This window comes from Streptomyces sp. NPDC107528 (assembly GCF_055639295.1).
Window position 1 is genome coordinate 332,005 of the sequence record NZ_JBVKAV010000005.1, and the last position, 26,444, is coordinate 358,448.

The 26,444-nt window shown below is 70.7% G+C and carries 27 protein-coding genes; 17 read left to right on the forward strand and 10 right to left on the reverse strand.

The window, feature by feature from the left end; all coding sequences use genetic code 11:
• The first annotated feature begins 63 nt into the window (after positions 1-63).
• The 6 genes from ACZ7L5_RS18415 to ACZ7L5_RS18440 all read left to right on the forward strand — a co-directional run bounded on the left by ACZ7L5_RS18415 (position 64) and on the right by ACZ7L5_RS18440 (position 8,388).
• A complete protein-coding gene (locus ACZ7L5_RS18415; RefSeq protein WP_471518123.1) occupies positions 64-1,167 on the forward strand; it encodes a hypothetical protein in 1,104 nt (367 codons plus the stop codon).
• A gap of 237 nt (positions 1,168-1,404) precedes the next feature.
• Positions 1,405-2,610: a glycoside hydrolase family 64 protein gene (locus ACZ7L5_RS18420; RefSeq protein ID WP_471517782.1), complete on the forward strand. Its 1,206-nt coding sequence runs from the start codon at positions 1,405-1,407 to the stop codon at positions 2,608-2,610.
• Positions 2,611-2,811: 201 nt separating this feature from the next.
• Positions 2,812-4,230, forward strand: a complete 1,419-nt coding sequence (locus ACZ7L5_RS18425; protein ID WP_471517784.1) for an MFS transporter — start codon at positions 2,812-2,814, stop codon at positions 4,228-4,230.
• On the forward strand, positions 4,227-6,401 hold the full coding sequence (locus ACZ7L5_RS18430) for an FUSC family protein (protein ID WP_471517786.1): 2,175 nt from the start codon (positions 4,227-4,229) through the stop codon (positions 6,399-6,401). The genes ACZ7L5_RS18425 and ACZ7L5_RS18430 overlap by 4 nt, the downstream gene beginning before the upstream one ends.
• Before the next feature lie 10 nt (positions 6,402-6,411).
• Positions 6,412-7,536 (forward strand): PP2C family protein-serine/threonine phosphatase, encoded by a 1,125-nt coding sequence (locus tag ACZ7L5_RS18435; RefSeq protein WP_471517788.1) that lies wholly within the window; start codon positions 6,412-6,414, stop codon positions 7,534-7,536.
• 180 nt (positions 7,537-7,716) lie between these two features.
• Positions 7,717-8,388: a hypothetical protein gene (locus tag ACZ7L5_RS18440; protein WP_328877209.1), complete on the forward strand. Its 672-nt coding sequence runs from the start codon at positions 7,717-7,719 to the stop codon at positions 8,386-8,388.
• A 60-nt stretch (positions 8,389-8,448) separates the two neighbouring features.
• On the opposite strand, the gene ACZ7L5_RS18445 is transcribed toward ACZ7L5_RS18440, so the two are convergent.
• Positions 8,449-9,252 (reverse strand): polysaccharide deacetylase family protein, encoded by an 804-nt coding sequence (locus tag ACZ7L5_RS18445; protein WP_471517790.1) that lies wholly within the window; start codon positions 9,250-9,252, stop codon positions 8,449-8,451.
• A 244-nt stretch (positions 9,253-9,496) separates the two neighbouring features.
• On the opposite strand from ACZ7L5_RS18445, the gene ACZ7L5_RS18450 reads away from it, so the two are divergent.
• Both ACZ7L5_RS18450 and ACZ7L5_RS18455 read left to right on the forward strand, forming a co-directional pair.
• A complete protein-coding gene (locus ACZ7L5_RS18450) occupies positions 9,497-10,591 on the forward strand; it encodes a carboxylate-amine ligase (protein ID WP_471517792.1) in 1,095 nt (364 codons plus the stop codon).
• Between the two features lie 69 nt (positions 10,592-10,660).
• Positions 10,661-11,119, forward strand: coding sequence for an SRPBCC family protein (locus ACZ7L5_RS18455; RefSeq protein ID WP_471517795.1), 459 nt, complete (start codon positions 10,661-10,663; stop codon positions 11,117-11,119).
• Positions 11,120-11,197: 78 nt separating this feature from the next.
• On the opposite strand, the gene ACZ7L5_RS18460 is transcribed toward ACZ7L5_RS18455, so the two are convergent.
• The 3 genes from ACZ7L5_RS18460 to ACZ7L5_RS18470 all read right to left on the reverse strand — a co-directional run bounded on the left by ACZ7L5_RS18460 (position 11,198) and on the right by ACZ7L5_RS18470 (position 12,809).
• Positions 11,198-11,572 carry an SRPBCC domain-containing protein gene (locus ACZ7L5_RS18460; RefSeq protein ID WP_471517797.1) on the reverse strand — a complete coding sequence of 125 codons (375 nt, stop codon included), beginning with the start codon at positions 11,570-11,572 and terminating at the stop codon, positions 11,198-11,200.
• A gap of 92 nt (positions 11,573-11,664) precedes the next feature.
• Entirely contained in the window at positions 11,665-12,309 is a 645-nt protein-coding gene (locus tag ACZ7L5_RS18465; protein ID WP_471518124.1) for a DNA alkylation repair protein, read from the reverse strand.
• A gap of 86 nt (positions 12,310-12,395) precedes the next feature.
• Entirely contained in the window at positions 12,396-12,809 is a 414-nt protein-coding gene (locus tag ACZ7L5_RS18470; RefSeq protein ID WP_471517799.1) for a DUF1398 family protein, read from the reverse strand.
• Positions 12,810-12,922: 113 nt separating this feature from the next.
• Here ACZ7L5_RS18470 and ACZ7L5_RS18475 point away from each other — a divergent pair, with 113 nt between their 5' ends.
• The 5 genes from ACZ7L5_RS18475 (at position 12,923) to ACZ7L5_RS18495 (ending at position 16,432) form a co-directional block, all read left to right on the forward strand.
• Positions 12,923-13,357 (forward strand): MarR family winged helix-turn-helix transcriptional regulator, encoded by a 435-nt coding sequence (locus ACZ7L5_RS18475; RefSeq protein ID WP_471517801.1) that lies wholly within the window; start codon positions 12,923-12,925, stop codon positions 13,355-13,357.
• Between the two features lie 99 nt (positions 13,358-13,456).
• Entirely contained in the window at positions 13,457-14,662 is a 1,206-nt protein-coding gene (locus ACZ7L5_RS18480; RefSeq protein ID WP_471517803.1) for an MFS transporter, read from the forward strand.
• Between the two features lie 113 nt (positions 14,663-14,775).
• A complete protein-coding gene (locus ACZ7L5_RS18485; protein WP_471517805.1) occupies positions 14,776-15,357 on the forward strand; it encodes a sugar O-acetyltransferase in 582 nt (193 codons plus the stop codon).
• Positions 15,358-15,367: 10 nt separating this feature from the next.
• Complete coding sequence (locus ACZ7L5_RS18490; RefSeq protein ID WP_363037101.1) at positions 15,368-15,925, forward strand: TetR/AcrR family transcriptional regulator; 558 nt, start codon at positions 15,368-15,370, stop codon at positions 15,923-15,925.
• 216 nt (positions 15,926-16,141) lie between these two features.
• Positions 16,142-16,432 carry a DUF6355 family natural product biosynthesis protein gene (locus ACZ7L5_RS18495; protein WP_328877200.1) on the forward strand — a complete coding sequence of 97 codons (291 nt, stop codon included), beginning with the start codon at positions 16,142-16,144 and terminating at the stop codon, positions 16,430-16,432.
• 100 nt (positions 16,433-16,532) lie between these two features.
• Here ACZ7L5_RS18495 and ACZ7L5_RS18500 read toward each other — a convergent pair whose 3' ends face one another.
• On the reverse strand, positions 16,533-16,676 hold the full coding sequence (locus tag ACZ7L5_RS18500; RefSeq protein ID WP_471517808.1) for a hypothetical protein: 144 nt from the start codon (positions 16,674-16,676) through the stop codon (positions 16,533-16,535).
• Positions 16,677-16,874: 198 nt separating this feature from the next.
• Here ACZ7L5_RS18500 and ACZ7L5_RS18505 point away from each other — a divergent pair, with 198 nt between their 5' ends.
• Complete coding sequence (locus ACZ7L5_RS18505) at positions 16,875-17,483, forward strand: NUDIX hydrolase (RefSeq protein ID WP_471517810.1); 609 nt, start codon at positions 16,875-16,877, stop codon at positions 17,481-17,483.
• Here the strand turns inward: ACZ7L5_RS18505 and ACZ7L5_RS18510 are convergent.
• Positions 17,436-18,083, reverse strand: a complete 648-nt coding sequence (locus tag ACZ7L5_RS18510) for a dihydrofolate reductase family protein (protein WP_328877197.1) — start codon at positions 18,081-18,083, stop codon at positions 17,436-17,438. The genes ACZ7L5_RS18505 and ACZ7L5_RS18510 overlap by 48 nt on opposite strands.
• 410 nt (positions 18,084-18,493) lie before the next feature.
• Here ACZ7L5_RS18510 and ACZ7L5_RS18515 point away from each other — a divergent pair, with 410 nt between their 5' ends.
• Positions 18,494-19,309, forward strand: coding sequence for a DUF899 domain-containing protein (locus ACZ7L5_RS18515; protein ID WP_471517812.1), 816 nt, complete (start codon positions 18,494-18,496; stop codon positions 19,307-19,309).
• A 43-nt stretch (positions 19,310-19,352) separates the two neighbouring features.
• Here ACZ7L5_RS18515 and ACZ7L5_RS18520 read toward each other — a convergent pair whose 3' ends face one another.
• Complete coding sequence (locus tag ACZ7L5_RS18520) at positions 19,353-19,820, reverse strand: winged helix-turn-helix transcriptional regulator (RefSeq protein WP_363037111.1); 468 nt, start codon at positions 19,818-19,820, stop codon at positions 19,353-19,355.
• A 93-nt stretch (positions 19,821-19,913) separates the two neighbouring features.
• Between ACZ7L5_RS18520 and ACZ7L5_RS18525 the strand changes: the two genes are divergently transcribed.
• A complete protein-coding gene (locus ACZ7L5_RS18525; RefSeq protein ID WP_471517815.1) occupies positions 19,914-20,414 on the forward strand; it encodes a PaaI family thioesterase in 501 nt (166 codons plus the stop codon).
• Positions 20,415-20,457: 43 nt separating this feature from the next.
• Here the strand turns inward: ACZ7L5_RS18525 and ACZ7L5_RS18530 are convergent, their stop codons facing one another.
• Positions 20,458-22,347 carry a propionyl-CoA synthetase gene (locus tag ACZ7L5_RS18530; RefSeq protein WP_471517817.1) on the reverse strand — a complete coding sequence of 630 codons (1,890 nt, stop codon included), beginning with the start codon at positions 22,345-22,347 and terminating at the stop codon, positions 20,458-20,460.
• Positions 22,348-22,515: 168 nt separating this feature from the next.
• Positions 22,516-23,181, reverse strand: coding sequence for a TetR/AcrR family transcriptional regulator (locus tag ACZ7L5_RS18535; protein WP_471517819.1), 666 nt, complete (start codon positions 23,179-23,181; stop codon positions 22,516-22,518).
• Positions 23,182-23,245: 64 nt separating this feature from the next.
• Here ACZ7L5_RS18535 and ACZ7L5_RS18540 point away from each other — a divergent pair, with 64 nt between their 5' ends.
• Entirely contained in the window at positions 23,246-24,760 is a 1,515-nt protein-coding gene (locus tag ACZ7L5_RS18540) for a monooxygenase (RefSeq protein ID WP_471518125.1), read from the forward strand.
• Between the two features lie 50 nt (positions 24,761-24,810).
• Here ACZ7L5_RS18540 and ACZ7L5_RS18545 read toward each other — a convergent pair whose 3' ends face one another.
• Positions 24,811-26,418 (reverse strand): FAD-binding oxidoreductase, encoded by a 1,608-nt coding sequence (locus ACZ7L5_RS18545; protein WP_471517822.1) that lies wholly within the window; start codon positions 26,416-26,418, stop codon positions 24,811-24,813.
• Positions 26,419-26,444 lie beyond the last annotated feature (26 nt).

Here is a 26,444-nt window from a genome sequence, read left to right on the forward strand (position 1 = left end):
TAGTCTCCGTCTGTTCGGGGCAACGGGGATGCGGTACCGAAGGCGGGGGACGGGGCGATGACGATGACGTATCGGCGTGCGGTGATACCGGCGTTGGTCGGAGGGGTGCTGCTGACGGCGCTGCTCTGGTGGGCGGGGGCGAGTGCTCACGCGCTTGAACTGCCGGGTGCCGACGGGGTGCTGGGTGGGCAGACCGCCGTGGGACTCCAACAGTGGCTCGCTCCCTGGGCGTACGATCCTCCGGCCTCGCTCCAGTACGGCGACCGCTACCGCGAGTTGTACGGCACCGCGCTGCAGATCCGCTTCGGCGCGGCCTTCGCCTTCTTCGTGCTCGGCGCGCTGCTCCTGGTCCGCCGGCTGCCGCCGGTGCGGGGCCGGATCACGGCCACGTTGCTTGCGCTATGGGCCTGGGGTCTGGTGGCCGGGACCCTCGCGGTGACTGTCTCGGCCCCGTGGCTGATCGCCGCATGGGGGCACGGCAGTTACCGCTTCCTGCCGCAGTTGGCGAGTGTGGGCGCCTCCGGGCGGCAGATCCTGATCGTGACCGCGCTGGTCGCGGCGGCGGGCACGGTGCTCGCCGCCCGGGTCGCCGACAAGGGGACCGAGCCGCCGGCACCGGAGGCCGTGCCGGCGCGCGCCGCCCGCCTGGCCGCCACCGTCGGGACCGCGGTGATCGCGCTGTCCCTGGTGGTGCTGTCGTACCAGCGGGTCGCCGCCGCCATCCAGACGTCCGCCGTAGGTGATGGGCTGCTCTCCGAACCGGGCGACCTGTTGCGCCAGTGGCTGTTGCTGGGCGCCTGGTCGGGCCCCTCTGGGGCGGCTCTCGGGGACTGGCTCGTGGTTCGCCTCGCCGATGCGTTGTTGCTCGCCGTGGTGTGGTGGGCGCTACGGCGGTTGCCGGCGCTGCTCACCCGGGCCACGGTCCCGGCGATGGCGGTGGCCACGGTCTGCGCGACCGTCCTGGGGCTGCTGGCGAGCCAGTTGCTGCGGATCGCGATGGACGGGACAGGCATGAGCTACGGGCTGCTGCAGGCGTTCGCCGGCCTGGGCGGCGGCGTCCCGGCCGCACTGACCTTCGGCCTGGCGGCGGGAGCCGCGGCGGCCGTGACCCTGAGGCTGGCCGCGGGCCGCGTCGATGAGACAGCGAAGGCCACGGTCTCCGCGTAGGCCGGCGATACAGGCAGTACAGGAAGTACGGGCGACACCGGCGGCACACACGGAACGAGCAACGTCAGTGACCGGAAAGGGAGTTGACGGCCCGTCGAGTGCCGCCGGATACCTTTCCCACCCCCGGACCGGTGTGCCGCGCCAAGCGCCAACTCATTGACAGGTCCATACCAGAGCGCGATTCTGAGAGCGCTCTCAGAAGCGTCCTGATCGACCGGAGTCGAACGGAGACAGAGCATGCTGCGCACACTCAAACGCAGAGCCTCGGCCGTGGGGTTGACCATCGCCACGGTCCTCACCGGAGGGCTGCTCACGGCAGGCGCGCAGTCGCCGGCCCAGGCCGCGGTCCCGGCGACGATCCCCCTGGAGATCACCAACAACTCCGCCCGCGGCGAGCAGGTGTACATCTACAACCTCGGCACCGAACTGTCGACCGGACGGCAGGGCTGGGCCGACGCGGGCGGCACCTTCCACCCGTGGCCCGCGGGCGGCAACCCGCCGACCCCCGCACCCGACGCCTCGATACCGGGGCCGGCGGCGGGCCGGTCGACGACCATCCGCATGCCGAAGTTCTCCGGCCGCGTGTACTTCTCCTACGGCCAGAAGCTGGTGTTCAAGCTCACCACCGGAGGCCTGGTCCAGCCCGCCGTCCAGAACCCGACGGACCCCAACCGGAACATCCTGTTCAACTGGTCCGAATACACACTCAACGACTCCGGCCTGTGGATCAACAGCACACAGGTCGACATGTTCTCCGCGCCGTACGCCGTCGGAGTGCAGCGCGCCGACGGGAGTACGGCCAACACCGGCCGGCTCAAGCCCGGCGGATACAACGGCTTCTTCAACGCCCTCAGAGGACAGCCCGGAGGCTGGGCCAACCTCATCCAGACGCGACCCGACGGGACCGTGCTGCGCGCCCTGTCACCCCTGTACGGCCTGGAAACCGGCGCACTGCCGGCCTCCGTCATGGACGACTACATCAACCGCGTCTGGCAGAAGTACTCCACCTCGACCCTGACGGTCACGCCGTTCGCCGACCAGCCGGGCACCAAGTACTACGGCCGGGTCTCCGGCGGCGTCATGAACTTCACCAACACCGCCGGCGCCGTCGTCACCAGCTTCCAGAAGCCGGACGCCTCCTCCGTCTTCGGCTGTCACCGCCTGCTCGACGCGCCGAACGACCAGGTGCGCGGCCCGATCTCGCGCACACTGTGCGCCGGGTTCAACCGATCCACGCTGCTGGTCAACCCCAGTCAGCCCGACTCCAACGCCGACGCCTTCTACAAGGACGGCGTCACCAACCACTACGCCCGGAAGATCCACGCGCAGATGGCCGACGGCAAGGCGTACGCCTTCGCCTTCGACGACGTGGGCCACCACGAATCGCTCGTACACGACGGCGATCCACGCCAGGCCTACCTCACTCTCGACCCCTTCAACTGACAGCCCGTCACAGATGGGCCGGGCAGCCACCGGCACCGTGAGCCGATCGCGGTGCCGGTGGATTGCGTGCCCGCGAGGCCTCGCCGCCGTACGGAGGCGTCGGGCTGCGGTTCGTAGCGGGTCCGCCGACAATGGGCAGTGGATCACTTGTCCGGCCCGCCCAGGGCGCCGCGGCGGCGTCGGCCCGAGAGGAACGTGCTCATGCGCGCTGAGTCTTCGCCGGCCGCGCGGGCGGGGGCGTTCATCGCGGTCGCGGTCGCCCTGTTCTGCATCCAGCTCGACTTCTTCGCGCTGAACCTGGCCGTCCCCGGCATCGCCGACGAATTCGCCGTCACCGCCTCGGCCGCCCAGTGGACGCTGTCCGCGTACATGCTCTCCATCGGCTGCTGCTTCATCGTGGGCGGCCGGGTCGGCGACGTCTTCGGCCGCAGAGGCGCCCTGCTCGGCGGGACCGCGCTGTTCGCGGCAGGGTCGGTCGGCTGTGCGCTCGCGCCGGGGCTCTGGGCGCTCGTCGGGGCACGGATCGTGCAGGGCATCGGTGCGGGTTTCGTCTTCCCGGTGTCGGTCTCCGTCATCACCAACGCCTTCCCCGACACGACCCGGGCCCGGGCGCTCGGGGCGGTGTTCGGGATCGCCAACGTGGGCACGGCGCTGGGGCCGTTCATCGGCGGCGGCTTCACCGAGGGGCCCGGCTGGCGCTGGATCTTCTGGCTCCTCGCGCCACTGAGCGTGCTCGCGCTGGTCGTGGCGTACGTGTACGTCCCCGACTCCCGGGACCCGACGGCCCCACGCCAGCTCGACCTGACCGGCTGCCTGACCGTCGTGTGCGCCCTGGCGGCGCTCACGCTGGCCGTGGAGCGGGGCAGCGCCTGGGGCTGGGACCATGCCCGCACCCTCACCCTGCTGGCGATCGCCGCCGTCGCGGGCGCCCTGTTCGTCCGGCGGGAGCAACGCGCCCGGCATCCGCTCATCGACCTGCGGCTCTTCCGCAACACGCCCTACGTCCTGGTGACCGGCGCGGGGACCGTCACCAACATGGGCTACGCCGTCACCGTCTTCGTCTCGACGCTGTACCTCCAGCAGGTGCGGGGGCTGTCCCCGCTCGTCGCCGGCGTGGTGTTCCTCGCGCCCGCCGTGTTCGTGGCGCTCAGCGGGCCGCTCGGCGCCAGACTGTCCCCGCACATGCAGCCGACGGCGGTGATGGCGCTCGCCGGGGCGGTCGCCGGTTCGGGCATGATCGTGCTCAGCCTCGTCACGGCCTGGTGGCTGTACGTTCCGGTGTTCGCCTGGTGCGGACTGGGCCTCGGTCTCGGCTGGACGTTCGCCAGCGTCGCGACCCAGCAGGTGGTGGCGCCCGAACGGGCCGGCGAGGCCTCGGGTGTGCTGCTGACGTTCCTGGTCACGCTGGGCGGCGTGGCGCTGGCGGGTGCCGCGGCCGCCATCACGGCGATGGTCCCCGAGCGGTCGGCGGAGGCCGCGTACGACGTGATCCTGCGCTTCGGAGGCGCGGTGATCCTCGCGGCTTCCGTGGTCGTCATGGCGGTACGCCACCGGCTCGTGGTCATCGGCAGGGTCCCTTCGCTCGGCTCGCGGGCGCCACGTGGCCGGCGCCGGCCGTGAAGGGCGGGGCGGAGCGGACGCAGATCCTGCACCGGTCGGTGCGGGTGACTGTCGCTGCGGCCGCGGGTTTCTACAGCTTCGTGTACGGGCTCGACGAACCGGTGCTGGCGCTGTACGGCCTCTTCGCGCCGATCTCCCTCGGCCTGTTGTCCCCGATCCCCGGGTCCGGGCGGCAGCGTGCCGCGGTGATGCTGAAGGCGCTGCCCGTGGGCCTGCTCCTGGTCACGCTGGGAACCGGGCTGGCGGTGAAGACCTGGGCGGCGGTGCTCGGCATGCTCGTCGTGGGCTTCTTCCTGGCCTTCGCCGCGATCGCGGGCCCACGCCCGGCCGGAGCGGCACCGGGACTCCAGCTCTTCTACATCCTGGCCTGCTTCCCGCCGTACGAACCCGAGACGCTTGGGCTGCGGCTGGCAGGGCTGACCTTCGGAGTGGTGGCGTTGGTGCTGTGCGAGCTGTTCCTGCTGCCACAGCCGCCGGACCCGCCGTACCGGGCGACCCTCGCCGCGGCGCTGGCGACGGCGGGCGACACCATCGCGGGGCGGAACAGCCTGTCTCCGGAGGCTCTGCGCGAGGCAGGGGCGCGGCTACGGCTGTCCGGCATCCCGCCCGCGGAACGCCCTGCCGGCCCGGGCCGCGCGGCCCGCGGCCTCGCCCAGGCGGGGTCCGCAACCCGCAGGCTGCTCGAACAACTGGCCCATCTCACCGAGATCGGCGAACTGCGCGAACTCGTCCGGGAAGGCGCCGGCGCGGTCGGCGGCCGGGGCGGCACGGGCCGTCCCGACACACCCTCCGGGTTGCTGCTGCCGCAGGTGGCGGCCTTGTGCGACGAGACCGACACCGCCCTGCGCACCGGCCGGCCCGCCCCCGGACCACAGCGGATGGACAAGGCCATCGACGCCTTCCAGCAGTTGCGCGTACGCCAGGCCACGGGACCTGCCGCCGACGTACCGCCGGTGCCCGTGCTGCGTAGGCAGGCGGCGCTGCTGGCCGTCGCCGAGTCGACGCGCATTCTGGAGATCTCCGTACGGGTAGGCCTCGACGGGCGGCGCACCGCGCCGATCCAGCCACGGGAACTCTTCTGGTACACGCAGGCGGCGGCGCCCCAGCTGTGGCTGCGCCGGTTCACCGGCAACATGACGCTGCGCTCGGTGCAGTTCCAGAACGCCGTACGGATCGCCGTGGCTCTCGCCGCCGCACGGCTCGTCGCCGGCTCGCTCGACCTGACCCACGGCTTCTGGGTGCTTCTGGCGGTGCTGACACTGAGCCGGACCACCTTCGGGGCGACCTGGGCGGCCATCCGACAGGCCGTCACCGGCAACCTCGTGGGCGCCGTCGCGGCGGGCGCCCTGCTCATCGGCCTCGGCCGGCACACCGAGGCGTACGCCGCGATCCTCGCGCCCGCCATGCTCATCGCCTTCGCGCTCGGACCACTCTTCGGCATCGCCTGGGCCCAGGCCCTGTTCACGCTCGTGGTGTCCACCGCGTTCGCCCAGATCGCCCCGGTCTCCTGGCGGCTGGCCGAGGCACGGATCGTGGACGTGGTGACCGGCAGCGCCATCGGCCTGCTGTGCGCGATGCTCGCCTGGCCGGCCGGCGCCCGCAGAGAGGTACGCAGAACCATGGCGGGGCTGCTGCGGGACTGCGGCCCGCTGATCAAGGGCACCGTCGACATGCTGACCGCCGTTCCGCCGGGGTCGGCCCCTGCCCCGCCGACGCTCCCCGCCCTGCACCGGCTGCGCCTCGCCGAGTCCGCGTACGCCCAGTTCCGCAGCGAGCCCGGGGCCGACCCGCCGGTGAGTGCCGACTGGCACGGCGTGCTCATCACGGCCAATCACATCCTGCTCGGCGCCCAGTGGCTGGCCCGCTTCGACCTGCCCGCGACCGCGCTGTCCCCGGACACCGCCGACCGGGCACGGACCGGCGCCCGCGCGCTGGCCCAGGTCACCGACCGGCTCGCCGCCCTGTGCGCCGCCGGCCCGACGCAGCCGCTCGGGGCACGGCCGACGCCGCCCTCGGAACCGGACGGACCGCTGCTGCCCGTGCTGGTCGACCTCGACATGTGGTTGCGCAGCCTCACCATCCAGCTGTCCCGGATCGAGGCGGGGCTGCCCGAGGCGCTCAGCGGGACGGCCCGCGGCACGCCGGCCGCCCATGGAAGCCAGGGAAGTTAGGGGGCGCGCCGTGTCCAGCGGGAATCTCCGCTCCGAACTGCGGCCGCCCTCGGCGCGAGGGTGGGTGTGGTGGCTGCCGTTGGCCGCGGTGCTCGTCGACGTGGCGGCCGAACTGATCGTCAGAGGACGCGAACCGGTGAGCTTCATGCTCATCGCCGTACCGCCGCTGGCCGCGGCGACACGCGGACCGCGGGGCACCGCCCTGTCGGCGGTGGTGTGCCTGGGGCTCCAGATGTGGATGGCCGCCCGGCGCCCCGGCCACTTCGACGAGCAGCACCACGTCGCGATGTACCTTGCCACGACCCTCATCGGCATCGCCAGCATTGCGCTGGCCTGGCAGCGGGAGCGGACGAGGCGGCATCTGATCCGGGCCAACTCGGTCGCCGAAGCCATGCAGCGCACCCTCCTGCGTCCCGTACCGCGCAGGCTCGGACCGGTACGAGCCGCCGGGTTCTACGAGGCGGGGGAGGGCGGCACGCTCGTCGGCGGGGATCTGTACGACGTGTGCGAGACGTCCTTCGGAGTACGCGCGATCATCGGCGACGTGCGCGGCAAGGGACTGGACGCGGTCCAGACGGTCGCGGCGGTGCTGGGCAGCTTCCGGGTCTCGGCCCACGAATGGCAGAACCTGAGCAGCCTGGCCGAGCGCCTGGAGCTCAGCATCGCCCGTAACAGCCCGGCCGGCGGCGACGGCGACCCCGAACTGTTCGTGACCGCACTGGTGCTGGAGTTCCCGCCGGAGGGCGGCGAGGTACGAATCGTGGACCGCGGCCATCCCTCGCCCGTGGTGGTCGGCCCGCAGGGCGCCCGACGGCTGATCACGGCACCCGGTCTGCCCCTGGGCCTGGGCGCGATGGCGCCGGGCGCGGTCGACACGACCGTCCACCTGCTCAAGCCCTCCGAGGTGCTCCTCCTGCACACGGACGGCGTGAGCGAGGCGCGCGACGCGGACGGCGTCTTCTACCCGGTCCTGGAGCGGCTCGGCGAACGTTTCTCGGGCCGGCACGCCGTCGACCCGGAGACGGTCGTGTCGTTCGTACGCAGCGACGCCGAGCGCTGGTCGACGCAGTCGGACAACGACGACCGGGCCGTCCTCGGCCTCGCCCTGGACGATCGGCCATCTCGGCCGCGCTAGCGGGAAGTTGACTGTTCACCAGTTCTGAACATCAAGTACAACTTTGCCGGTTCTTGGTGTAGCTCTGCCGTGGATTACGTGAGCCTCGTGGGCACCACACGGTGACTGCAGGCCCACCGGTAACAGGGTGCAGCGGCCTGGTCACCAACCCCCCCCACGTACGGTGGAAAGGCAACAACGATGACGATCAACCGCGCTCTGCGGTACGGCGGCCGCACGCTGGCGCTGACGGCGACCGCCCTCGGGACGATCGCGGCGGCCGTGCCCGCTGCCGCCGACGAACAGCCCACGGCGGAGCAGATCCTGGCCGACTGCGCTTCCGGCGAAGGCAAGTGCAGCTTCAACTCCCCCGAGATCGGCGAGGCTTACCTCGGCAAGCCCCGTCAGGTCTCCGAACTGCTCTACAACTGCACCGCCTCGCCCGCCGCCCAGACGATGTCATGGGCCGACACCGTGGGCTCCTCCCACTCGGTGGGCGGCTCGATCACCGTCGGCGGCGGCATCGAGGGCATCATCACCGCCAGCGTCACCGCGACGTACAACTACACGTGGCAGAGCTCGCACACGGAGACGAGCTCCTTCACGGTGAACGTGCAGCCGGGGGAGGTGGGTTGGATCTCCCGCGCCCAGGTGATGCAGGACATATCCGGCACGTGGCAGACCCACTACGACGACCCCAAGTGGGGTCACTACTACTGGTTCGTGCCCGACGTGGTCACCGGCCCCGCCCCGAACGGCACGGACGGCAAGCACAACGCGGTCGTGGTCGAGTCCCGCAAGATGACGGCCGACGAGAAGAAGCTCTGCTCCAGCGGCTCCACCAAGAACGAGGTCTTCACCCGCGACAGCTGAACCGGGCCACCTCAGCGATGCGGGCGAGCCGGCCGGAAGACCGGCCGGCTCGCCCCCGGCTCACCTTCGTGCCGCGAGGAGGGAACGGAGGTCAACGACCCGGTAACCACGGTCGGAGATCGCATCGAGGATGCGTGGCAGGGCCTGGGCATCGATCACCTCGGTGCGGCCCTGCGACGCACCCACGTGCATCTGAAGGATCGCCCCCGGGCGCACGGCGTCCAGTGCCCTGCGCACCGCGTGGTCGACGGTCATGCCGCCCTCGGAGCCCTTCCACCCGTTGGTGTCGGTGGTGAACTCGACGTCCGCGAACCCCAGCCCGTTGACTTCCCCGATCTGGGCAGGGCTGGTCTCGCTGTAGGGAAACCGGAAGAACGGGGTCAACGCCCCGCCCGCCCCGCCCGCCCCGGCCGCACGCAGGGCCCGGTCCGCTGCCTGCACCTCGCGGCGCCTTCCCGCGGCCGACAGATCCGCGAAGTACGGGTGGCTGTAGGAGTGGTTGCCCAGCCCGTGCCCCGCAGCCGCGATCCTCTTCACCACCTCGGGGTACCGGTCGGCGAAGGTGCCGGTCAGGAAGAACGTGGCCGGCGCGTGCCGCCGCTCCAAGTCGCCGAGGATGCCGGTCAGGCCGGCGTCGTTCCAGGCCGCGTTGAACGTCACGGCGACCACCCGCTCGTCCGTACGGATCACCCGGTTCTCCGATCCGAACAGTGCCCGCAGCCCCTCCTGGTCCGCGGCTGCCGCCGGGCGCGAGGGGACGGGCCCGGCCGCCAGTGCCTCCGGTCCGGGCACCACGGCCCCCCAGAGAAGGACGAACAGCGCGGCGACCACCGCGATCAGCCGGCGGTCCACACGGGGGTGCATAACGACGAGGGAACGAGTCTCCATGCCACCGGCATCGGCCGCTCGGTGCCCTTCCTTGAGTGTGCTCGCCCGCGGAGGGCTCACCGTTCTCTGATCGGCAGCGTTGGTTTGTCGCGCGATTGCCGCGGCACTCGGAAAGCCACACGGATGGTGGTGTCCTGCGGGGTGATCAGCACTGTGTGAGGTGCGTCGGCCAGACGCATCAGGACCTGGCCCGGCAGTCGGGCGGAGCATAGGGCGGTCGATGACGACGATCGGCGTTGAAGAGGAGTACCTGCTGCTCGACCCGGACACGGGCCTGCCGGTGGCGCGGGGGCCCGAGGTGCGGGAGGCGGCGGGTCTGGGGCGTCTGGCGGCCGACCGGGAGGTGCAGCACGAGCTGCTCCAGGCGCAGGTCGAGGTGGCCACCCCGGTGTGCGACACGCTGGACGAGGCCGGGGGGCACCTGCTGCGTCTGCGGCAGGCCGTCTCGGTGGCCGCCGAGGAACACGGCTGCCGGCTCGCGGCCTGTGGGACATCACCCCTGCGGCATGGTCGTCCCGAGGCCGTGACCGACGAGGCCCGCTACCGGGCGATGGTCACGCAGGCGCCGCAGCTGGTGGCGGAGCAGCTGGTCAACGGCATGCACGTGCATGTGGCCGTGCCCGGGCGTGAAGAGGGCGTCCAGGTCCTGAACCGGATCAGGGCATGGCTGCCGACACTGACCGCCATGTCGTCGAATTCCCCCCTGTGGGACGGGCAGGACACCGGCTTCGCGAGCTGGCGCACGGTGATCTTCAGCCGCTGGCCGGTCAGCGGCCTGCCCCCGTCGTTCGAGGACGCCGCGGACTACAACCGGCGCGTGCAGCGACTGCAGGACGCCGGTTTGATCGTCGACACCGGCCAGGTGTACTGGCAGGCCCGCCTCTCGCCGCGCTTCCCCACCATCGAGGTGCGGTGCTCGGACGTCCAGCTGAGCGCGGACGAGGCGATCATGCTCGCCGGGATCATCCGGGCTCTTGTGGAGACCGCCCTGAGGGAAGCCGCCGCCGGAGCGCCGGCGCTCACCCACGAACCCGAACTTCTCCGGGCCGCGATGTGGCATGCGGCCCGCCACGGCCTCCGTGACACCCTGGTCGGCCTCGGCGGCACGCTTCAGCCCGCCGCCGCCGTACTGCACCAACTCCTGCGCCACATCTCTCCCGCGCTCGACGCGTCCGGCGACACCCGGCAGGTCACGGCACTGGTACGTCGGCTCCTGCGCGACGGAACCGGCGCCGACCGGCAACTCACCGCGCTCGCCGAAGGCGGCCTCCAGGCGGTCACCGACCTGATCGGCGTTCGGAGCACTGTGCCGTAACCACAGAGATTTTCCCCTTGTAGACGGACGGCTCCTGGGTACTCGCCGCACAGCGAAAGGAGATCAAGGATGAGCACAGTCAAGGAAACCGTCGAGGTCGAGGTCCCCGTCGGCACCGCCTACAACCAGTGGACGCAGTTCCAGGAGTTCCCGAACTTCATGGAGGGCGTCGAGGAGGTCCGGCAGCTCGACGACAGCCACAACCACTGGACGACCAAGATCGGTGGGGTACGGCGGGAGTTCGACACCGAGATCGTCGACCAGCTCCCTGACGAGCGGATCACCTGGCGCACCGTCAGCGGCGACACGCAGCAGAAGGGCACGGTCCGCTTCCAGCGCGTCGACGACACCCACACCCGGGTGGAACTCGTGATGGACGTCGAACCGAGCGGAGCCGCCGAGAAGGCGGCGGACATGGCGGGGACCATCGACCGTCGCATCAAGGGCGACATGCGCCGCTTCAAGGAATACATCGAGCACCGCGGGATCGAATCCGGAAGCTGGCGCGGCCGCATCACTCCCGGATGAGCCCGAACGCCTGGATGGACCCGGGAGCCCGACGCACATCAGGTCCTGGGACCATCCGAGGCACGGAGGTCCGGGCGGTTACGCCTGGGCGAGCGCGATGAGCAGGGAAAGAGAGTTCCTCCAGGCCATGGCACTGGTGGCGGCGTCCTCCAGAGCACCGCTCTCGGTGATCCGGACCAACGTCCCGTCGCCCTCCGGCGACAGGGCGATCTCGACAAGGTCGCCAGGTTCCGGCAACCACCGGAAGGCGAAGCGGCGGCCGGGCTCGACTGCCTCCACCCTGGCGGGAAACGCTCCGTGCTCGTCCCAGCGCAGAACCATCGCGCCACCCGGTGCCAACTCGATGTCAGCGCCCCCGAACGCGTACCACTGCTCGACGTACTGAGGGCCGGTGATCAGCCGCCAGGTGCGGTCGGGGTCGGCGGGGACGAGGGCCTGTTCGGAGACTTCCATAGCTCGACGATAGGGCCGAGGAGGGCGCGGAGCGGGCCGGCTCGGCGTACATGGACGCCCGACCGAGGGCAGCGAACTCCTGGCGCGGCTGTCTAACTCCCCTGCTGACGACGCACCATCTCGCCGATCCAGATGGGTGCGAAAGGAGAGGTGCAGTTCGGGGGAGTCGGGTAGTCCTTGAGCACTTCCAGGCGCTCGCCGATGTCGATCGCGCGGGCGCGGTATTCGGCGTGCTCAATCCCGATCTGAGCCAGACAGTGGTTCATCGCCCACTGCAGACGATCCGGGGCGCCCTTCATCTCCGCCTCGATGACATCGAGCAGTCCCGCCAGGTCGAGGCCCTCGGGCTTCTTCGCCACCCGCTCGGTGGTCAGCGCCCAGCCGGCGCTGGCGACCACCGGATCCGGGTCCGTGAACCAGGCGAGGCGCAGTTCCTCGGAGTGCGGGTTCTTCTTGACCACGTAGTTCACGAGCCAGTCGTGCACCTTGGGGGCACGTGTCTCGCGGACCATGGTGTCCAGCTCGTCCCGCTCGAACGCCTTCGGCCGGCAGATCAGCATGGCGAGAAGCCTCGCGGCGGTGTCGTCCGTCGCCCAGAGCTCGCGCGCAAGGTCCTGCTGCGTCTTGAGCTGCTTCGCGAGCGCGCGCAGCTTGCCGAGGTTCACACCGTGATCGTCGCCGCGCCTCTCATTCGCCGCGCGCATCTTCGGGTCCTCAAGCACGGCCAAATCGGCCATGACCTGTGCCACTGTCGTCTCGGTCACCTCGGCCTCCTCGCTGTCGCGCCTGAAATCTAGCCGACGGTCACCAATCTTGGCGACGTTCAGATCTCGACCTCGGGGTAGGACTCGGTGTAGCTGTCGCCGTCGGCGCCGTAGTAGGTGCAGGTACGAGCGGCGAGGTCGACGTCGTACCAGACCACGCCGGCCCTCCAGCAGCCCTCGACGAACTCGGGGAAGGTGGTCTCGCCTGCCTGATCGGTGCGCAGAGCCGACACGAGTGCCTGGCCGTCGAACGGCAGGACATCGACCATGCCGGTCACCAGGGGCTCGCCCTGAACAGCGACGGGGCCGGTCTCGGTCAGGTAGAGCATGGCATTCGACGGCACCGCCATGCGGCAGCGGGCAACGCCGGCCTGCCGCAGCGATTCGGCGAGGTACGGGAAGCCGCCGACCTTGGGCCGGATGGCGGCCGCGCGCGCCAGAGTGGCCTGCAGATTTGATATCGCGGTGCTCATGATCTTCTCCAGGAGATCGGTGGGTGGTGCGGGGGCGCGTTGCGATGGCCCCAGCCAGTAATATGACAACATGTTTCCCAAGCGGAAACATGTTGTCAATGTGAGGAGCGGGCATGTCCGACGAGGTGGCCCTGCTGGTGGCGGACGTGTACGAGGCAGCTGGAGCGCTGCGGAAGTCGGGGGAGGTGATCGCCGCATCCCAGGGGCAGACGCAGGCGCGATGGCAGCTCTTGAGCGTGGCGTCCGGCACCCCGCTGACCGTGGCCCAGGCAGCCCGCCGCCTGGGAGTCGCACGCCAAGGCGTGCAGCGCCTCGCCAACGACCTCGCGAACGAGAGCCTCGTCGCCTTCCGCCCCAATCCGGATCACCGCAGTTCGCCGCTGCTGGAGCTCACGCCCGCCGGGCGCCGCGTCCTGGACGGGATCACGGTCCGCGCGGCAGAAGTCCACCGCAGGCTGGCTGCCGACATTCCGGCCGGTGAGATCGCCGCGGCCCGTGAGCTGCTACGTCGCGTCATCGACGAGGTCCGCCGCCAACACGAGGGGTAGGCCTGGAAGGCCCTGCTCGCCGGTGCGGCTCGTGGCACTCGACAGCCCGCGCCGAGTGAGAGTGTACGTTCGTACGCTCCAGCTTGTAGGCTCCGCCGCATGACAGTTGACGTATTGCGTCCGCCCACCCGGCATGAACGGCATGCCCGTGCGGCCGTAGCCATGCTGTTCTTCACGAACGGGGCCCTCTTCGCCAATCTCATTCCGAGATACCCGCAGATCAAGGCCGACCTCGGCATCGGGAACGCCGCGTACGGACTGGCCGTGGCGGCCTTCCCGGCCGGTGCCATCGCGGCCGGCCTGGCCGCAGGTGTGCTCATCCGACGGCTGGGGTCGGCCCGTGTCGCGGTGGCCGGAACCCTGCTGACCGGCGCGGGAGCCCTTGCCGCCGGACTCGCGGGGTCGGCGGCCGTGTTCGCCGGAGCGCTGTTCCTGGCCGGGGCCATGGATGCCATCACCGATGTCGCCCAGAACGCGCACGGCCTGCGGGTGCAGCGCCGCTACGGACGGTCCATCATCAACTCCTTCCACGCCGTCTGGTCCGTCGGCGCCGTCACGGGCGGTTCGATGGCCGCCGCCGCGATCGCGCTGGGTCTGTCACGCGGGCAGCACCTGCTGATCTCGGCGGTGGTGTTCGGGATCGTTTCTCTCGTGGCGCTGCGCCACTGCCTGCCCGGTCCCGACACCGAGCCCGTGGCGGAGGAGGCAAAGGTCCGGGACGAGAGTCCGCAGCAGTCCTCCCAAGGCGGCCTGCGCGTGGGTTATGTGCTCGCGGCCCTCGTCGTCATCGCGACGGCCGGCACGGTCGTCGAGGACGCGGGCAACTCCTGGGCGACGCTCTACCTCTCCGACTCCCTGCACGCCTCGGTCACCGTGGCGGCGTCCGGATTCATCGCCCTGGTCGGTGCCCAGTTCGTCGGCCGTCTCGTCGGCGACCGTCTGGTCGACCGGTTCGGTCAGCGCACAGTGGCGCGCACCGGCGGGCTCATAGCCGCGGCCGGCATGGGGCTGGCGCTGGCCGTGCCCACGGTGCCCGGCACGATCCTCGGCTTCGCCGCGGCCGGGTGCGGCGTGGCCACCCTGGTGCCGGCCGCGATGCAGGAGGCCGACGAACTGCCCGGCCTCAAGCCGGGGTCGGGGCTCACGATCGTGTCCTGGCTCATGCGCCTGGGCTTCCTGTTGTCCCCGCCCGTGGTCGGCCTCGTCGCCGACGCGACCAGTCTGCGCGTGGGCCTGCTGGTGGTGCCGCTCGCCGGGCTCCTCGTGATCCTCGTCGCCCAGGTGCTGCAGAACCGTCGCCGGTAACTCCCGTACCGCCTCGACGTAAGGGAATCGGGAACCCCATACCGATTCTGAACCCTGGCGCCCCCACGCCGCAGAATGTACGTTCGTACACTCTGCGGTGTACGCTCGTGCGCATGCCGACGGACTACTTCGCGCAGGATCCGCGCACGAACCTCGAGCGCATGCAGGCGGGCGACCTCTACATCGCCGACGATCCGGAGATCGCCCGCCGGCAGCAGGAGGCCGTTCGCCTGGCCGCTCGCTACCAGGCCGGCTACGCCGAGGACGCCGACGCCGCCCGGCCGATCCTCGCCGAACTGCTCGGCGCGCTCGGTGAGGAGGCCCACGTCCGGCCGCCCCTGTACGTCGACTACGGCAGCAACATCACCATCGGGGCGCGCACCTTCGTCAACTACAACCTCACCGCACTGGACGTCGCGGCCATCACCATCGGTGACGACTGCCAGATCGGACCGAACGTCCAACTGCTCACCCCCACCCACCCGTTGGAGCCGCAGCCCCGCCGCGACAAGCTGGAGGCCGCCAAGCCGATCACCATCGGCGACAACGTGTGGCTCGGCAGTGGCGCGATCGTCCTGCCCGGCGTCACCATCGGGGACAATTCCGTCATCGGCGCCGGTGCGGTGGTCACCAGAGACATCCCCGCGAACGTCGTCGCCGTCGGGAACCCCGCTCGCGTGGTGCGGAGCCTGTAAGTCTGTCGTCATGGCCACCGGACACACCGACCCCCAGCGCCGCGAACGCATCATCGCCGCCACCCTCGACCTCATCGCCGAGGAGGGCATCGCACGCGTGTCCCACCGGAAGATCGCCGTGCGCGCCGGCGTCCCGCTGGGATCCATGACCTATCACTTCAGCGGTATGGACGACCTGTTGCGCGAAGCGTTCAGCCGCTTCACCGACCACATCGTCGCCGTCTTCGACGCCCACCTGTCCGCCCCGGCCAATCCCGACCAGGCCCGGCAGGCAGTGGCCGACCTCGTCCACATGCTGTCCGAGGGAAGCGGACGCGACCTGGTGCTCACCCAGGAGCTGTACACCCTCGCCGCCCGCCAGCCCGCCTACCGGGAACTCACCCACGAATGGATGCGCCGCAGCCGCGTCCACCTGGAAAAGCACTTCGACCCGGACACCGCCCGCCAACTCGACGCGCTCATCGAAGGCCTGACCCTCCACCGTGCCCTCTCACGTCAACCCCACGACCGTGCCCTCACCGTCGAGGCGATCGCCCGCATCACCGCAACCGGCACGCGTGCCCCCTGACCCGAGCGCAGATGTCTGCACAGCCTTGACCGGTCCGGACCGGGGAACCGCGCAAGATCACCCCATGGATGTAGCGACAGAACGATTCGCCAGGTGAACGGCGCGATACTCCCTCAGCAGCGTGGGGCGGCACGGCGATCCTGATGCAGGCATCCAACTGATCGGCAGGCACCGGGCCTTGGGCCCTTCAGCCCTGCCCCGGCCAAGGAGTCTCCCTTGCGCATTCGCCGTATGCTGACCGGCGCTCTCGGTTCCGCCGCTCTCGTCCTCACGTCCCTGGGCGCGGTGACCGCCCAGGCGGGCCCCGCGGCAGCCGACCCGTGCGGCTTCTACGAGACCGGTTCCGACGCCTTCTACAACCACTGCACGTCCGACGGCTCGCGGGTGGTCATCAAGGTCGAGGTCGCCCTCGCGGCCGACTACGAACGGTGCGTCGGCCCGGGCAAGTCCTGGCTCGGTTCCGCCAGCAAGATTCAGGGCGCCCACTACGTCGGTCGTACCTGCTGACGGATCATCACCCCCGGGTGACGCGGCGTCGGGCAGTTCACGAACGGGTCAGCCGGCTCGGGCCGGCCGGCCCGTTCGGTCGGCCCCCGGTGGACACGGCCTAGGGCAGACGGATGTTGGTGAGTGGGATGTTCCAGTCATTGCTCTCGACGGTGCCATGGTCGTCCTGAGCCGGGGCCGGGGCGGCGAACAGCATCAGCCCGGCGAAGACGGTGGCCAGTACGGCGACGACGCGACGCTTCACAAGTCCTCCTCGACGACGACAGCACCGACCACCATGCTTCGGACCGACGGCAGAGGCCCCCGAAGGCACGCCGCGCAGCCTGCGGATTCAGCCGCTTGGTGGCGGGACCGCCCCTTCGGTGAAGGAACAGGGGCCCGCGGGATATGCCTGCGTGACCGCACCCCAACGGAAAGAGCGATCTCTACGGGAGTGTTGCAAGTGACCGTGAACGAAGAGGCCGAGGCAGCGCCGCAGGCGGATGCCGGATCGGAGCCTGCCGTGGTGTGGGTGCCCCGCGAGGAGTGGATCAAGACCCAGCCTCAGGCGCTCATCGCCTCGTGCGTCATGCTCCTGGACGGTCAGGGGCGGATCCTGCTCGTGCGCTACGGCCCCGGCCAACCGATGGCCGGGGACTGGTGGCTGCCGGGCGGAATACTCGATCACGGAGAAGACCCGTGCGCGGCGGCGAGGCGGGAAACCTACGAGGAGATCGGAGTCGAGCTCCGGTCCGCGCCGAGGCTGATCGGCATCGACCACCGCGTGGACGTCTGCGGAACCGGGCCGGTGCTCGACTGTTTCTTCGACGGCGGAACGCTCGCAGAGGGCACCCCGATTCGTCTGAGTCCCGAGCACGATCAGTACGCCTTCGTCAGCCTGGACGAACTCCAGGACGTGCAAACCGCCACGGACGTACGTACCTTGACGGCACTTCACGCTGCGGTTGTCTCCGGCACGGCGGTCTGCATGCGGGAAGGTGAGCCGGTGCAGGAACTGGCCGGCTCAGGCACCCGACCGGGTGACCGTCAGATGCGTGACTCCGCTGGGTGAGGAGGTGGCCTCGATGTCGTAGTCCTTGTCGAGGTCCTCCAGCCCGTCCCAGAGGCGGACGCCTCGGCCGAGCACGATCGGGACTACCGCGACGTGCATGTGGTCGATGAGTCCGGCGGCAAGGAAGTCGCGGATCACGGTGGGCCCGCCGCCGATGCGTACGTCCTGGCCGCCCGCTGCCTCGCGGGCCGTCTCGAGCGCCTTGGCGGGTGAGGTGTCGAGGAAGTGGAACGTCGTGTCGCCCTCCATCTCGATCGACGGGCGCGTGTGATGAGTGAGGATGAAGGTCGGCGTGTGGAAGGGCGGATTGGGTCCCCACCAGCCCTTCCACTCCTGGTCCTCGTGCCATCCGGGGTAGCCGTACTTTCCGGCGCCCATGATCTCGGCCCCGATCCCCGGCGTGAACTGCCGCACGAGGGCGTCGTCGAGGCCGCTGGTACCGCCGGGCTCGCCGACCCTTTCGTGCCACCACCGGGTGGCGAACATCCACTCGTGCAGCCTCTCGCCGGCGTGCCCGAACGGCGCGTCACGGCTCAGCCCCTCGCCGGTGGCGAAGCCGTCGAGCGAAATGGAGAAGTTGTGGACGCGGGCGCGTGACATGGCTGACGACTCCCTTGCCAATGGATCGGTGACCGGATCGGCAACCGGGCCGGGTTACTCCCAGTCGTCGCTCAGCCACCACCTGGGGCCGCTGGAAGCCGCCACCGAGGTCGGTCATACGTGCGCCTCGGCCGCGTCTTCGCCGCGGGTCGTTTCATCGTGGCACGGACTCGTCGAGGGCGGCCATCGGATCGAGCACCTTGCCACCCCGAGGTCGCGGTCCGGGCTCGGCCGGTTGGCGCCGGACGGCCCTTGATGCCGATGACCGTTGTGTCGCGGTGACGAAGGATGCGCTGCTCCACCTGCGCGCCCCTGCCGCGATGAGTTCCGGCCGGGTTGCGAGTCTGTTCTGGTGACCGCCGAACGACGCCGTACGACGCTGCCCGGCACCGAACGCCACGGAGGACACCATGACGACCACGCCGCACGACCCGACCACCGAGCTGCCGGGCCGCCCGCCCGTCGTCGACCTGGCCACCTGGCAGGCCGCCCGTGACGAGCTCGTGGTCCGCGAGAAGGCCCACACGCACGAGGGCGACGCCATCGCCGCGGCCCGCCGCCGGTTGCCGATGGTGGAGTTCGACGGGACCGTCGAGGTCGTCGGACCCGACGGGCCGGTCCCGTTCCTGGACCTGTTCCAGGGCCGCGACGAGCTCATCGTCTACAAGCACATGTGGTACGACGGCGCGCCGCACCAGGGGCAGTGCGAGGGCTGCACCACCACGGCCTGGCACATGAAGGACGCCGTCTACCTCAACGCCCGCGGTGTCTCCTTCGCCATCGTGACCACGGGCGAGTCGGACGAGGTGGCTTCGTTCGTGGACTTCATGGGCTACACCCAGCCCTGGTACTCGGTGCGCGACGTCGACGAGCCGGTCGGCGGGGACATGGGATACCTCACCTGCTACCTGCGCGACGGCGACCGCGTGTTCCTGACCTACTCGACGACCGGGCGGGGCAACGAGCCGGTCAACGGCTCCCTCGGCCTGCTCGACATGACTCCCTACGGCCGCCGCGAGGGCTGGGAGGACAACCCGGAGGGCTGGCCCGAGGCCCCTGAGGCCGGCGCCCCGGTCGGTGGGCACGGCTCGCCGATCTGCTGGTACTGGCGCACGGACGCCGACGGCGTCGCCACGTGGGGCCCGACCGGCCGCCCCGTACCGCAGTGGACCCGCCCCGGCGCGACTCCCGTGGAGACCCTTGGTCGACAGGGTCGGTGCCACTGACGCGTCTCGGCGGAAACAGCACGGCTGAGGTCCCGTCGCCGGCTCATGACCGGCGACGGGCGCCCGGTCCCAGGCGGGCCGTGACGTCCCAGGGGTTGAGGGAGGAGTGTTCCGCGGAGCATTCGACGACGACCCGGACCGGAGCGTCGCAGTCGGTGTGCCGGATGTCCAGCAGGGTGTCCTCGGGGTCGAGGAGGTGCGTCTCGCCCCACTGGCCCAGCGCCATCAGCGCGGGCCACAGGTCCCAGCCCTTGCGGGTCAGGCGGTACTCGTTGCGGGCGCGGCTGCCGGGCTCCTGGTAAGGAACGGTTTTCAGGATGCCGGCCGAGGTCAGCTTGCGCAGGCGGTCGCTGAGGACGGCCTCCGACAGGCCGATGTGGCGGTGGAAGTCGTCGAAGCGGCGGACTCCGTTGACGGCGTCGCGCAGGATCAGCATGGTCCATTTCTCTCCGACCACGTCGAGCGTGCGCTGGACGGGGCAGTTCTCCGTGCTCGCCTCAAGCCACTCCATCCCACCATCGTACGGGCCTGGCTTCGCCATTGACAGTCAGATGGAAGCAGAGCTAGCTTCAACGGACGAAGTCAGAGGGGAAGGCGCTGGACCGTGGGACGAACACGTACGTACTCCTGGGACGATCCCGTCGTCCTGGCGGAAGCCGCCGGACGCATGGCAGGTATCGACTTCCTGCATGAGCTGGTGGCCGGGCGGCTACCGGGACCGCCTGTCAGTCGCACCCTCGACTTCACCCTGGACGAGGTGGAGCCCGGCAGAGCGGTGTTCTCTCTGACGCCGGGCGAGGAGCACTACAACCCGATCGGCAGCGTGCACGGCGGCATCTTCGCCACGCTCCTCGACTCGGCCGCGGGGTGTGCCGTCCAGTCCACCCTTCCGCAGGGCATGGCGTACACCTCGCTCGACCTCACCGTGAAGTTCCTTCGGCGGATCACCGTGGACACCGGGACGGTGCGCGCCATCGGTACGGTTGTCAATCAGGGGCGTCAAACCGCGCTGGCGCAGGCGCAGTTGGTCGACGCGAAGGATCGTCTTCTCGCGCATGCCACCAGTAGCTGCATGCTGTTCCCGGTGCCGCCCACTCAGGGGTGAGCGGCCGAGGTGCCCTTCGTCGTCCGTGCCGGGTCTCAGCCGTTCACGAGGTGTGACCGGAGCGGCGGAGAACGGGCCGCAGGGCCTCGATGACGCTCGCGTCATCCACGGTGGAGGGGATGGGTTCGTCGTGGCCGTCGGCGATGCCCCGCATCGTCTTGCGCAGGATCTTCCCCGAGCGGGTCTTGGGCAGAGCGGCCACGACCGTGACGTCCTTGAGGGAGGCGACGGCGCCGATACGGTCGCGTACGAGCTGGACGAGTTCGGCCTCGACCTCGCCCGGTTCGCGGGCGGTACCGGCCTTCAGGACCACGAAGCCGCGCGGCACCTGTCCCTTGAGGGCGTCGGCGACGCCGATGACGGCGCATTCGGCGACGTCCGGGTGGGCTGCCAGGGCCTCTTCCATGCTGCCGGTCGACAACCGGTGTCCGGCGACGTTGATGACGTCGTCGGTACGGCCCATGACGAACACGTAGCCGTCCTCGTCGATGTGCCCGCTGTCGCCGGTGAGGTAGTAGCCGTCGAAGGCGGAGAGATACGAGGCGACGTAGCGGTCGTCGTCGTTCCAGAGCGTCGGCAGCGCGCCGGGCGGCAGGGGGAGCTTCACGACGATCGCTCCGTCGACACCCGGGGGTACCGGGGCGCCGGACGCGTCGAAGATGCGGACGTCCCAGCCCGGCAGTGCGCGGGTGGGGGAGCCGGGCTTGAGTGGGGCGGCTTCGATGCCGGCCGGGTTGGCGACGATGGGCCAGCCGGTCTCGGTCTGCCACCAGTGGTCGATCACCGGGATGCCCAGGAGGGCGCCGGCCCAGTGGTAGGTCTCGGGGTCGAGCCGTTCACCGGCGAGGAAGAGATAGCGCAGGTGGGAGAGGTCGTAGTCCGCCGTGAACGCTCCCTTCGGGTCCTCCTTGCGGATGGCCCGGAAGGCGGTGGGCGCCGTGAACATGGTCTTGACCCGGTACTCGGCGGCGACGCGCCAGAACTGGCCCGCGTCCGGGGTGCCGACCGGCTTGCCCTCGTACAGGACCGTCGTCGCGCCGACCAGCAGGGGTGCGTAGACGATGTACGAGTGCCCGACGACCCAGCCGACGTCGGAGCCGGTGAACATCGTCTCGCCAGGACCCACGTCGTACACGGCGCCCATCGACCAGTGCAGAGCGACCGCATAGCCGCCGCTGTCGCGGACAACTCCCTTGGGTTTTCCGGTCGTTCCGGACGTGTAGAGGATGTACAGGGGATCGGTGGCGGCGACGGGAACGCAGTCGGCCGGCGGTGCGGCGGCGGCCAGCTCGGCCCAGTCGAGATCGTCCGGCCCCAACTCGGCCCGCTCCTGCGGGCGTTGCAGGATGATGCTCTTCTGCGGCTTGTGGGTGGCGAGTTCGATCGCCCGGTCGAGCAGCGGCTTGTACGCGATGACACGCTTGCCCTCGACGCCGCAGGAGGCGGAGACGACCACCTTGGGCGCGGCGTCGTCGATACGCAGGGCCAGCTCGTGCGGGGCGAACCCGCCGAAGACGACCGAGTGGACCGCGCCGACGCGCGCACAGGCCAGCATCGCGACGGCGGCCTCCGGCACCATCGGCATATAGATCACCACCCGGTCGCCCCGCCCCACACCGAGCTGCGCGAGCGCCCCGGCGAAGGCCGCCACCTCGTCCCTCAACTGCGCGTAGGTGTAAGTGCGTTGGGTGCCGGTGACGGGGGAGTCGTAGACAAGCGCCGGCTGGTCGCCGCGGCCGGCTTCGACGTGCCGGTCGAGCGCGTTGAAACAGACGTTGAGCCGTCCGTCGGGAAACCAGCGGTAGAACGGGGCGCCCGAGGAGTCCAGGGCGCGCTGCGGAGCGACATCCCAGTCGATGGCCTCCGCCGCCGTCAGCCAGAAGCGCTCCGGGTCCTTCGTGCTGGCACGGAAGACATCCTCGTACTTTCCCATCACGGACTCCTTCGTCCCGTCGGTGCCTGACTGCGGTGGCGTGGAAAGGGGCGGGGGACACCAACACCGTATGCCGCCCGAGCGACAAGATCGAGTGGGACGCGGCCGTCGGGGCCGGTCGAGGAGTGCGGTGCCGGTGGTGCGTCCCCGGTGAGCCGGAAGTGGAGCTCAGCCCCGACGGACTCGCAGCCCCTCCGTCACCAGGCCGATCCCGAACTCGAAGTGGGGCGCGAAGTCGGTGCTGGTCAGCGTGGGGAGGGTGGCGCTGAGATGCGGATACGAGCCCGCTGTCACCGCGGCGTGCAGGACTTCCGGAGCTGCCGGAGCCCCGCTCTCCGGCTGGAGGGCCGCCTGTTCCTCCAGGGTGTGTCCCACGGTGAAGTTGACCACCGCGAACAGGGCCCGGGCCGCCTCTTCGTCGGTGAAGCCCGCATCGCGCAGAACTCCGACGAGGCGGTCGGCGAAGCGCAGGGTGTTCGCCCCGGTGGAGTGCGTGCCGGCGAAGACGCGCGCGCCGTCGCGATGGGCGAGCAGTGCCGCGCGCATCGCGTGGGCGAGAGCGCCCAGTTGCTCGCTCCAGTCGCCGTCGGTCGCCTCCCCGCCTGATTCCGCCAAGCCCGCCAGCATCCTCTCCGCCATCGCCGTCAGCAGGTCCTGCTTGGTCGCGAAGTAGCGGTACAGCGCACCGGCTTGGACACCCATCGACTCGGCGAGCCGCCGCATGGTCAGTGCTTCCAGGCCGGACTGATCCAGCAGGTCGAGTGCCGTTTCGACGGTGCGCACAGGGTCGAGTCGCGCGGGCCGTCCGCGGGCGGGGGTTGACGTGGAACTCATGGCTCTCACTATAGTGAACGGCGTTCACGTGAACACTGTTCACTAAATGGGAGGCGCGATTCTGATGGCCGTCGATGTGATCGTCGTGGGTGCCGGCCCGACCGGGCTCATGCTCGCCTGCGAGCTGGCACTGGCCGGCGTACGTACCCGGATCCTGGAGCGCCGCACCGAAGCGCAGCGCGACTCGCGGGCGCTGAGCCTGCACCCACGCAGCGTGGAACTGATCGACCAGCGGGGGCTGCTCGACCGGTTCCTCCGGCTCGGCCGGACCGTGCCGGGCTGGCACTTCGCAGGGCTGCCCACACACCTGGACTTCAGCCGCCTGGACTCCCGGCACGGCTACACGCTCTTCCTGGCCCAGGCCCGCACCGAGGCCCTCCTGCACGAGCGGGCGCGCGAGCTGGGTGTGCAGATCAGCCGGGGATACGAGACCGTCGGCGTACGTCAGGACAGCGCCGGGGTCGCCGTGGAGGCGCGCGGCCCCGGGGCCCGTACCGAGGCACTGCGCGCGCGGTACGCGGTCGGCTGCGACGGCGGACGCAGCGTCGTACGACAGGCCGCGGGGATCGACTTCCCGGGCACGGACGAGACCCTGACCGGAGTGCTCGGGGACTTCGCCGTCATGGACCCGCAGCCCGGCGCGCTCGACGACGCGCGGGCCCGCGGGCTGATCATCGCGCCACTTGAAGAAGGGCTGACCCGGATCGTCTGCCTGGACCCGGAGCGGATGCGCGTGCCGTCCCTGGAACCGGTGACCCTAGAGGAGTTCCGTACGTCCCTCATCCGTGTCGCCGGCACCGACTACGGCATCGCCGAGCCCCGCTGGCTGTCGCGCTTCGGCAACGCGACCCGGCTCGCGGCGAACTACCGCTCCGGGCGCGTCCTGGTGGCGGGCGACGCCGCCCACATCCATTTCCCGGCGGCCGGGCAAGGGCTCAACACCGGGCTCCAGGACGCCATGAACCTGGGCTGGAAGCTGGCGGCCGTCATCAACGACTGGGCGCCGCCCGGGCTGCTCGACAGCTACGACGCGGAGCGCCGGCCGGTCGGGCAGTCGGTCACGGAGAACACCGAGATCCAGACCCTGCTCGTGGAGCTGACACTCGTCCCGCGGTACGAGCGGGCGGGCGCCGCGCTGCGGGGGTTGCTCGACCAGCTGCTGGGCATGCCGGAGGTCAACCGGGGACTCGCCGACCGGATTTCAGCACTCGGCACCGTCTATCCGCCGACGGTCCCGGACGCCGATCCGTTGGTGGGGCGGCGCATGCCCGACGTCGGACTCAAGGCCGTGGAGTCGGCGGCGACACGGGTGTACGAGCTGCTCCACCAGGGCCGCTTCGTTCTGCTCTCGCCGGCCGGGGACCAGGGCCCGAAGGCGGCCGTCGACTCCGGGTACGCCGACCGGGTCGCGGCCGTGAGTGTCGACACGTACGACGAGCATGCGGAGCTGGACGGAGTGCGCGAGGTCCTCGTACGGCCCGACGGGCACGTGGCCTGGGCCACCCGGACCGGCGATGCCGACGAACGTGGTGATGAGCGGGCCCGGGCGTTGACCGCCTGGGCCGGTACTCCCGCTTGATGCGCGGCCTGTGGCCCTTGAGGCGATCCCGGACGCGCTTCGCCCTTCCGTCAGTCGAGCAGGACGCCGGGGTTGAGGATGTGGTGGGGGTCCAGGGCGTCCTTGGTGGCGCGCAGGGCCAGTGCGAAGGGCTCCGGGCGTTGCAGGTCGTAGCCGGGGCGGTGGTCGCGGCCGACGGCGTGGTGGTGGGTGACCGTGGCGTGGTGGCGGTGGAGCAGGTCCGTCACGACGGCCTTGATGTCGTCCCAGACCTCGACCTCGTCTCCCGGGCGGCCGGCGACGGCCACGGTGAAGTAGGGGGCCGCGCCGTCGGGGTAGACGTGGGTCAGACGGCAGTTGATGGCGGCCTCCTGTCCCGTGGCCTTCAAGGCGGCGGCGCCGACTTCGGTGCGGACCGCCTCGATCAGCGCGGGGAGCCTGTCCCACGTGGTGGCGGTCTCGAACGTCTCGACCACGGCGCCCATGCGGGCGAGGCCGTCGCGCAGATACGGCATACGCAGGAACGCGGAGCGCCAGGCGTTGACGGCCCCGTCGGCGGGAGCGTCGCCGTGCGCCGTCGGTGCCTCGCCACGGCCGCCGTGGGCGCGAGCCAGGTCCAGAGCGGTCGCGAGGCGATCGTCGACCTGGGCGGTGGCGGACTCGAAGCCCAGGACCAGGATGGCGGATCCGTCCTGCGAGGCGCCGGACAGCGCGGCCTCGCCGGGGTCGAGCAGGCGACAGTTGGCCGGGAAGAGGTCGGACTGGGCGATCACGCGCACCGCGTCCAGCGCGCGCTGGAAGTCCGCGAACGCCACCGACGCCGAGGCCTTGAACCGGGGGCGCTCCTGCAGCCGCATCCAGGCCTCGGTGATGACGCCCAGGGTGCCCTCGGACCCCAGGAACAGCCGGTCGGGCGACGGCCCCGCACCGGACGCGGGCAGCCGCCAGGACGTGCCCGCTCCCGCGGGTGTGATCACGCGCAGGGACTGCACGAAGTCGTCGATGTGCGTGTGGAGGGTGGCGTAGTGGCCCCCGGCCCGGGTGGCCAGCCAGCCGCCGAGGGTGGAGAACTCGAAGCTCTGCGGGAAGTGGCGCAGTGTGAGGTCGTGGGGCCGCAGCTGTGCCTCCAACGCGGGACCGAGAGCCCCTGCCTGGATACGGGCGGCGCGACTGGCGGTGTCGATCTCCAGGACCCGGTCCATCGAGGTCAGGTCGAGCGACAGCACAGCCTGGTGGGCGTCGCCGCGGTACTCCACGCCGCCGACGACCGAGGAGCCGCCGCCGAAGGGGATGACGGCCAGGCCGCGCTCGCCGGCCCACTCCAGCAGGTCGGCCACCTCCTGGTCGCGGGTCGGGCGGGCGACGAGGTCGGGGATCCGGCGGGGACGGCCGCGCAGGGCCCGGATGACATCGCGGTAGGCCTTGCCCATGGCGTGGGCGGCGCGGGCCCCGGGGTCTTCGGTGACCAGATGCGCCAGGGCGGGCGGCGGCATCACGCCGGGGCGGCCGATGGCGAGGTCGGCGACCCGGGGTATCGGCAGCGGGCGGGCCAGGGTGCCCGGCAGCAGGGCGCCCAGGGCGGCGCATTCGGCGTCCTCGGGGTGGGCGTCGGTGTAGCCCCAGCCCCACCAGGAGCGGGAGGCGCCGGGATCGATCGGGTGGATCGCGGACTCGGGCATGACGGCGCTCCCAGCGGATTGAATTT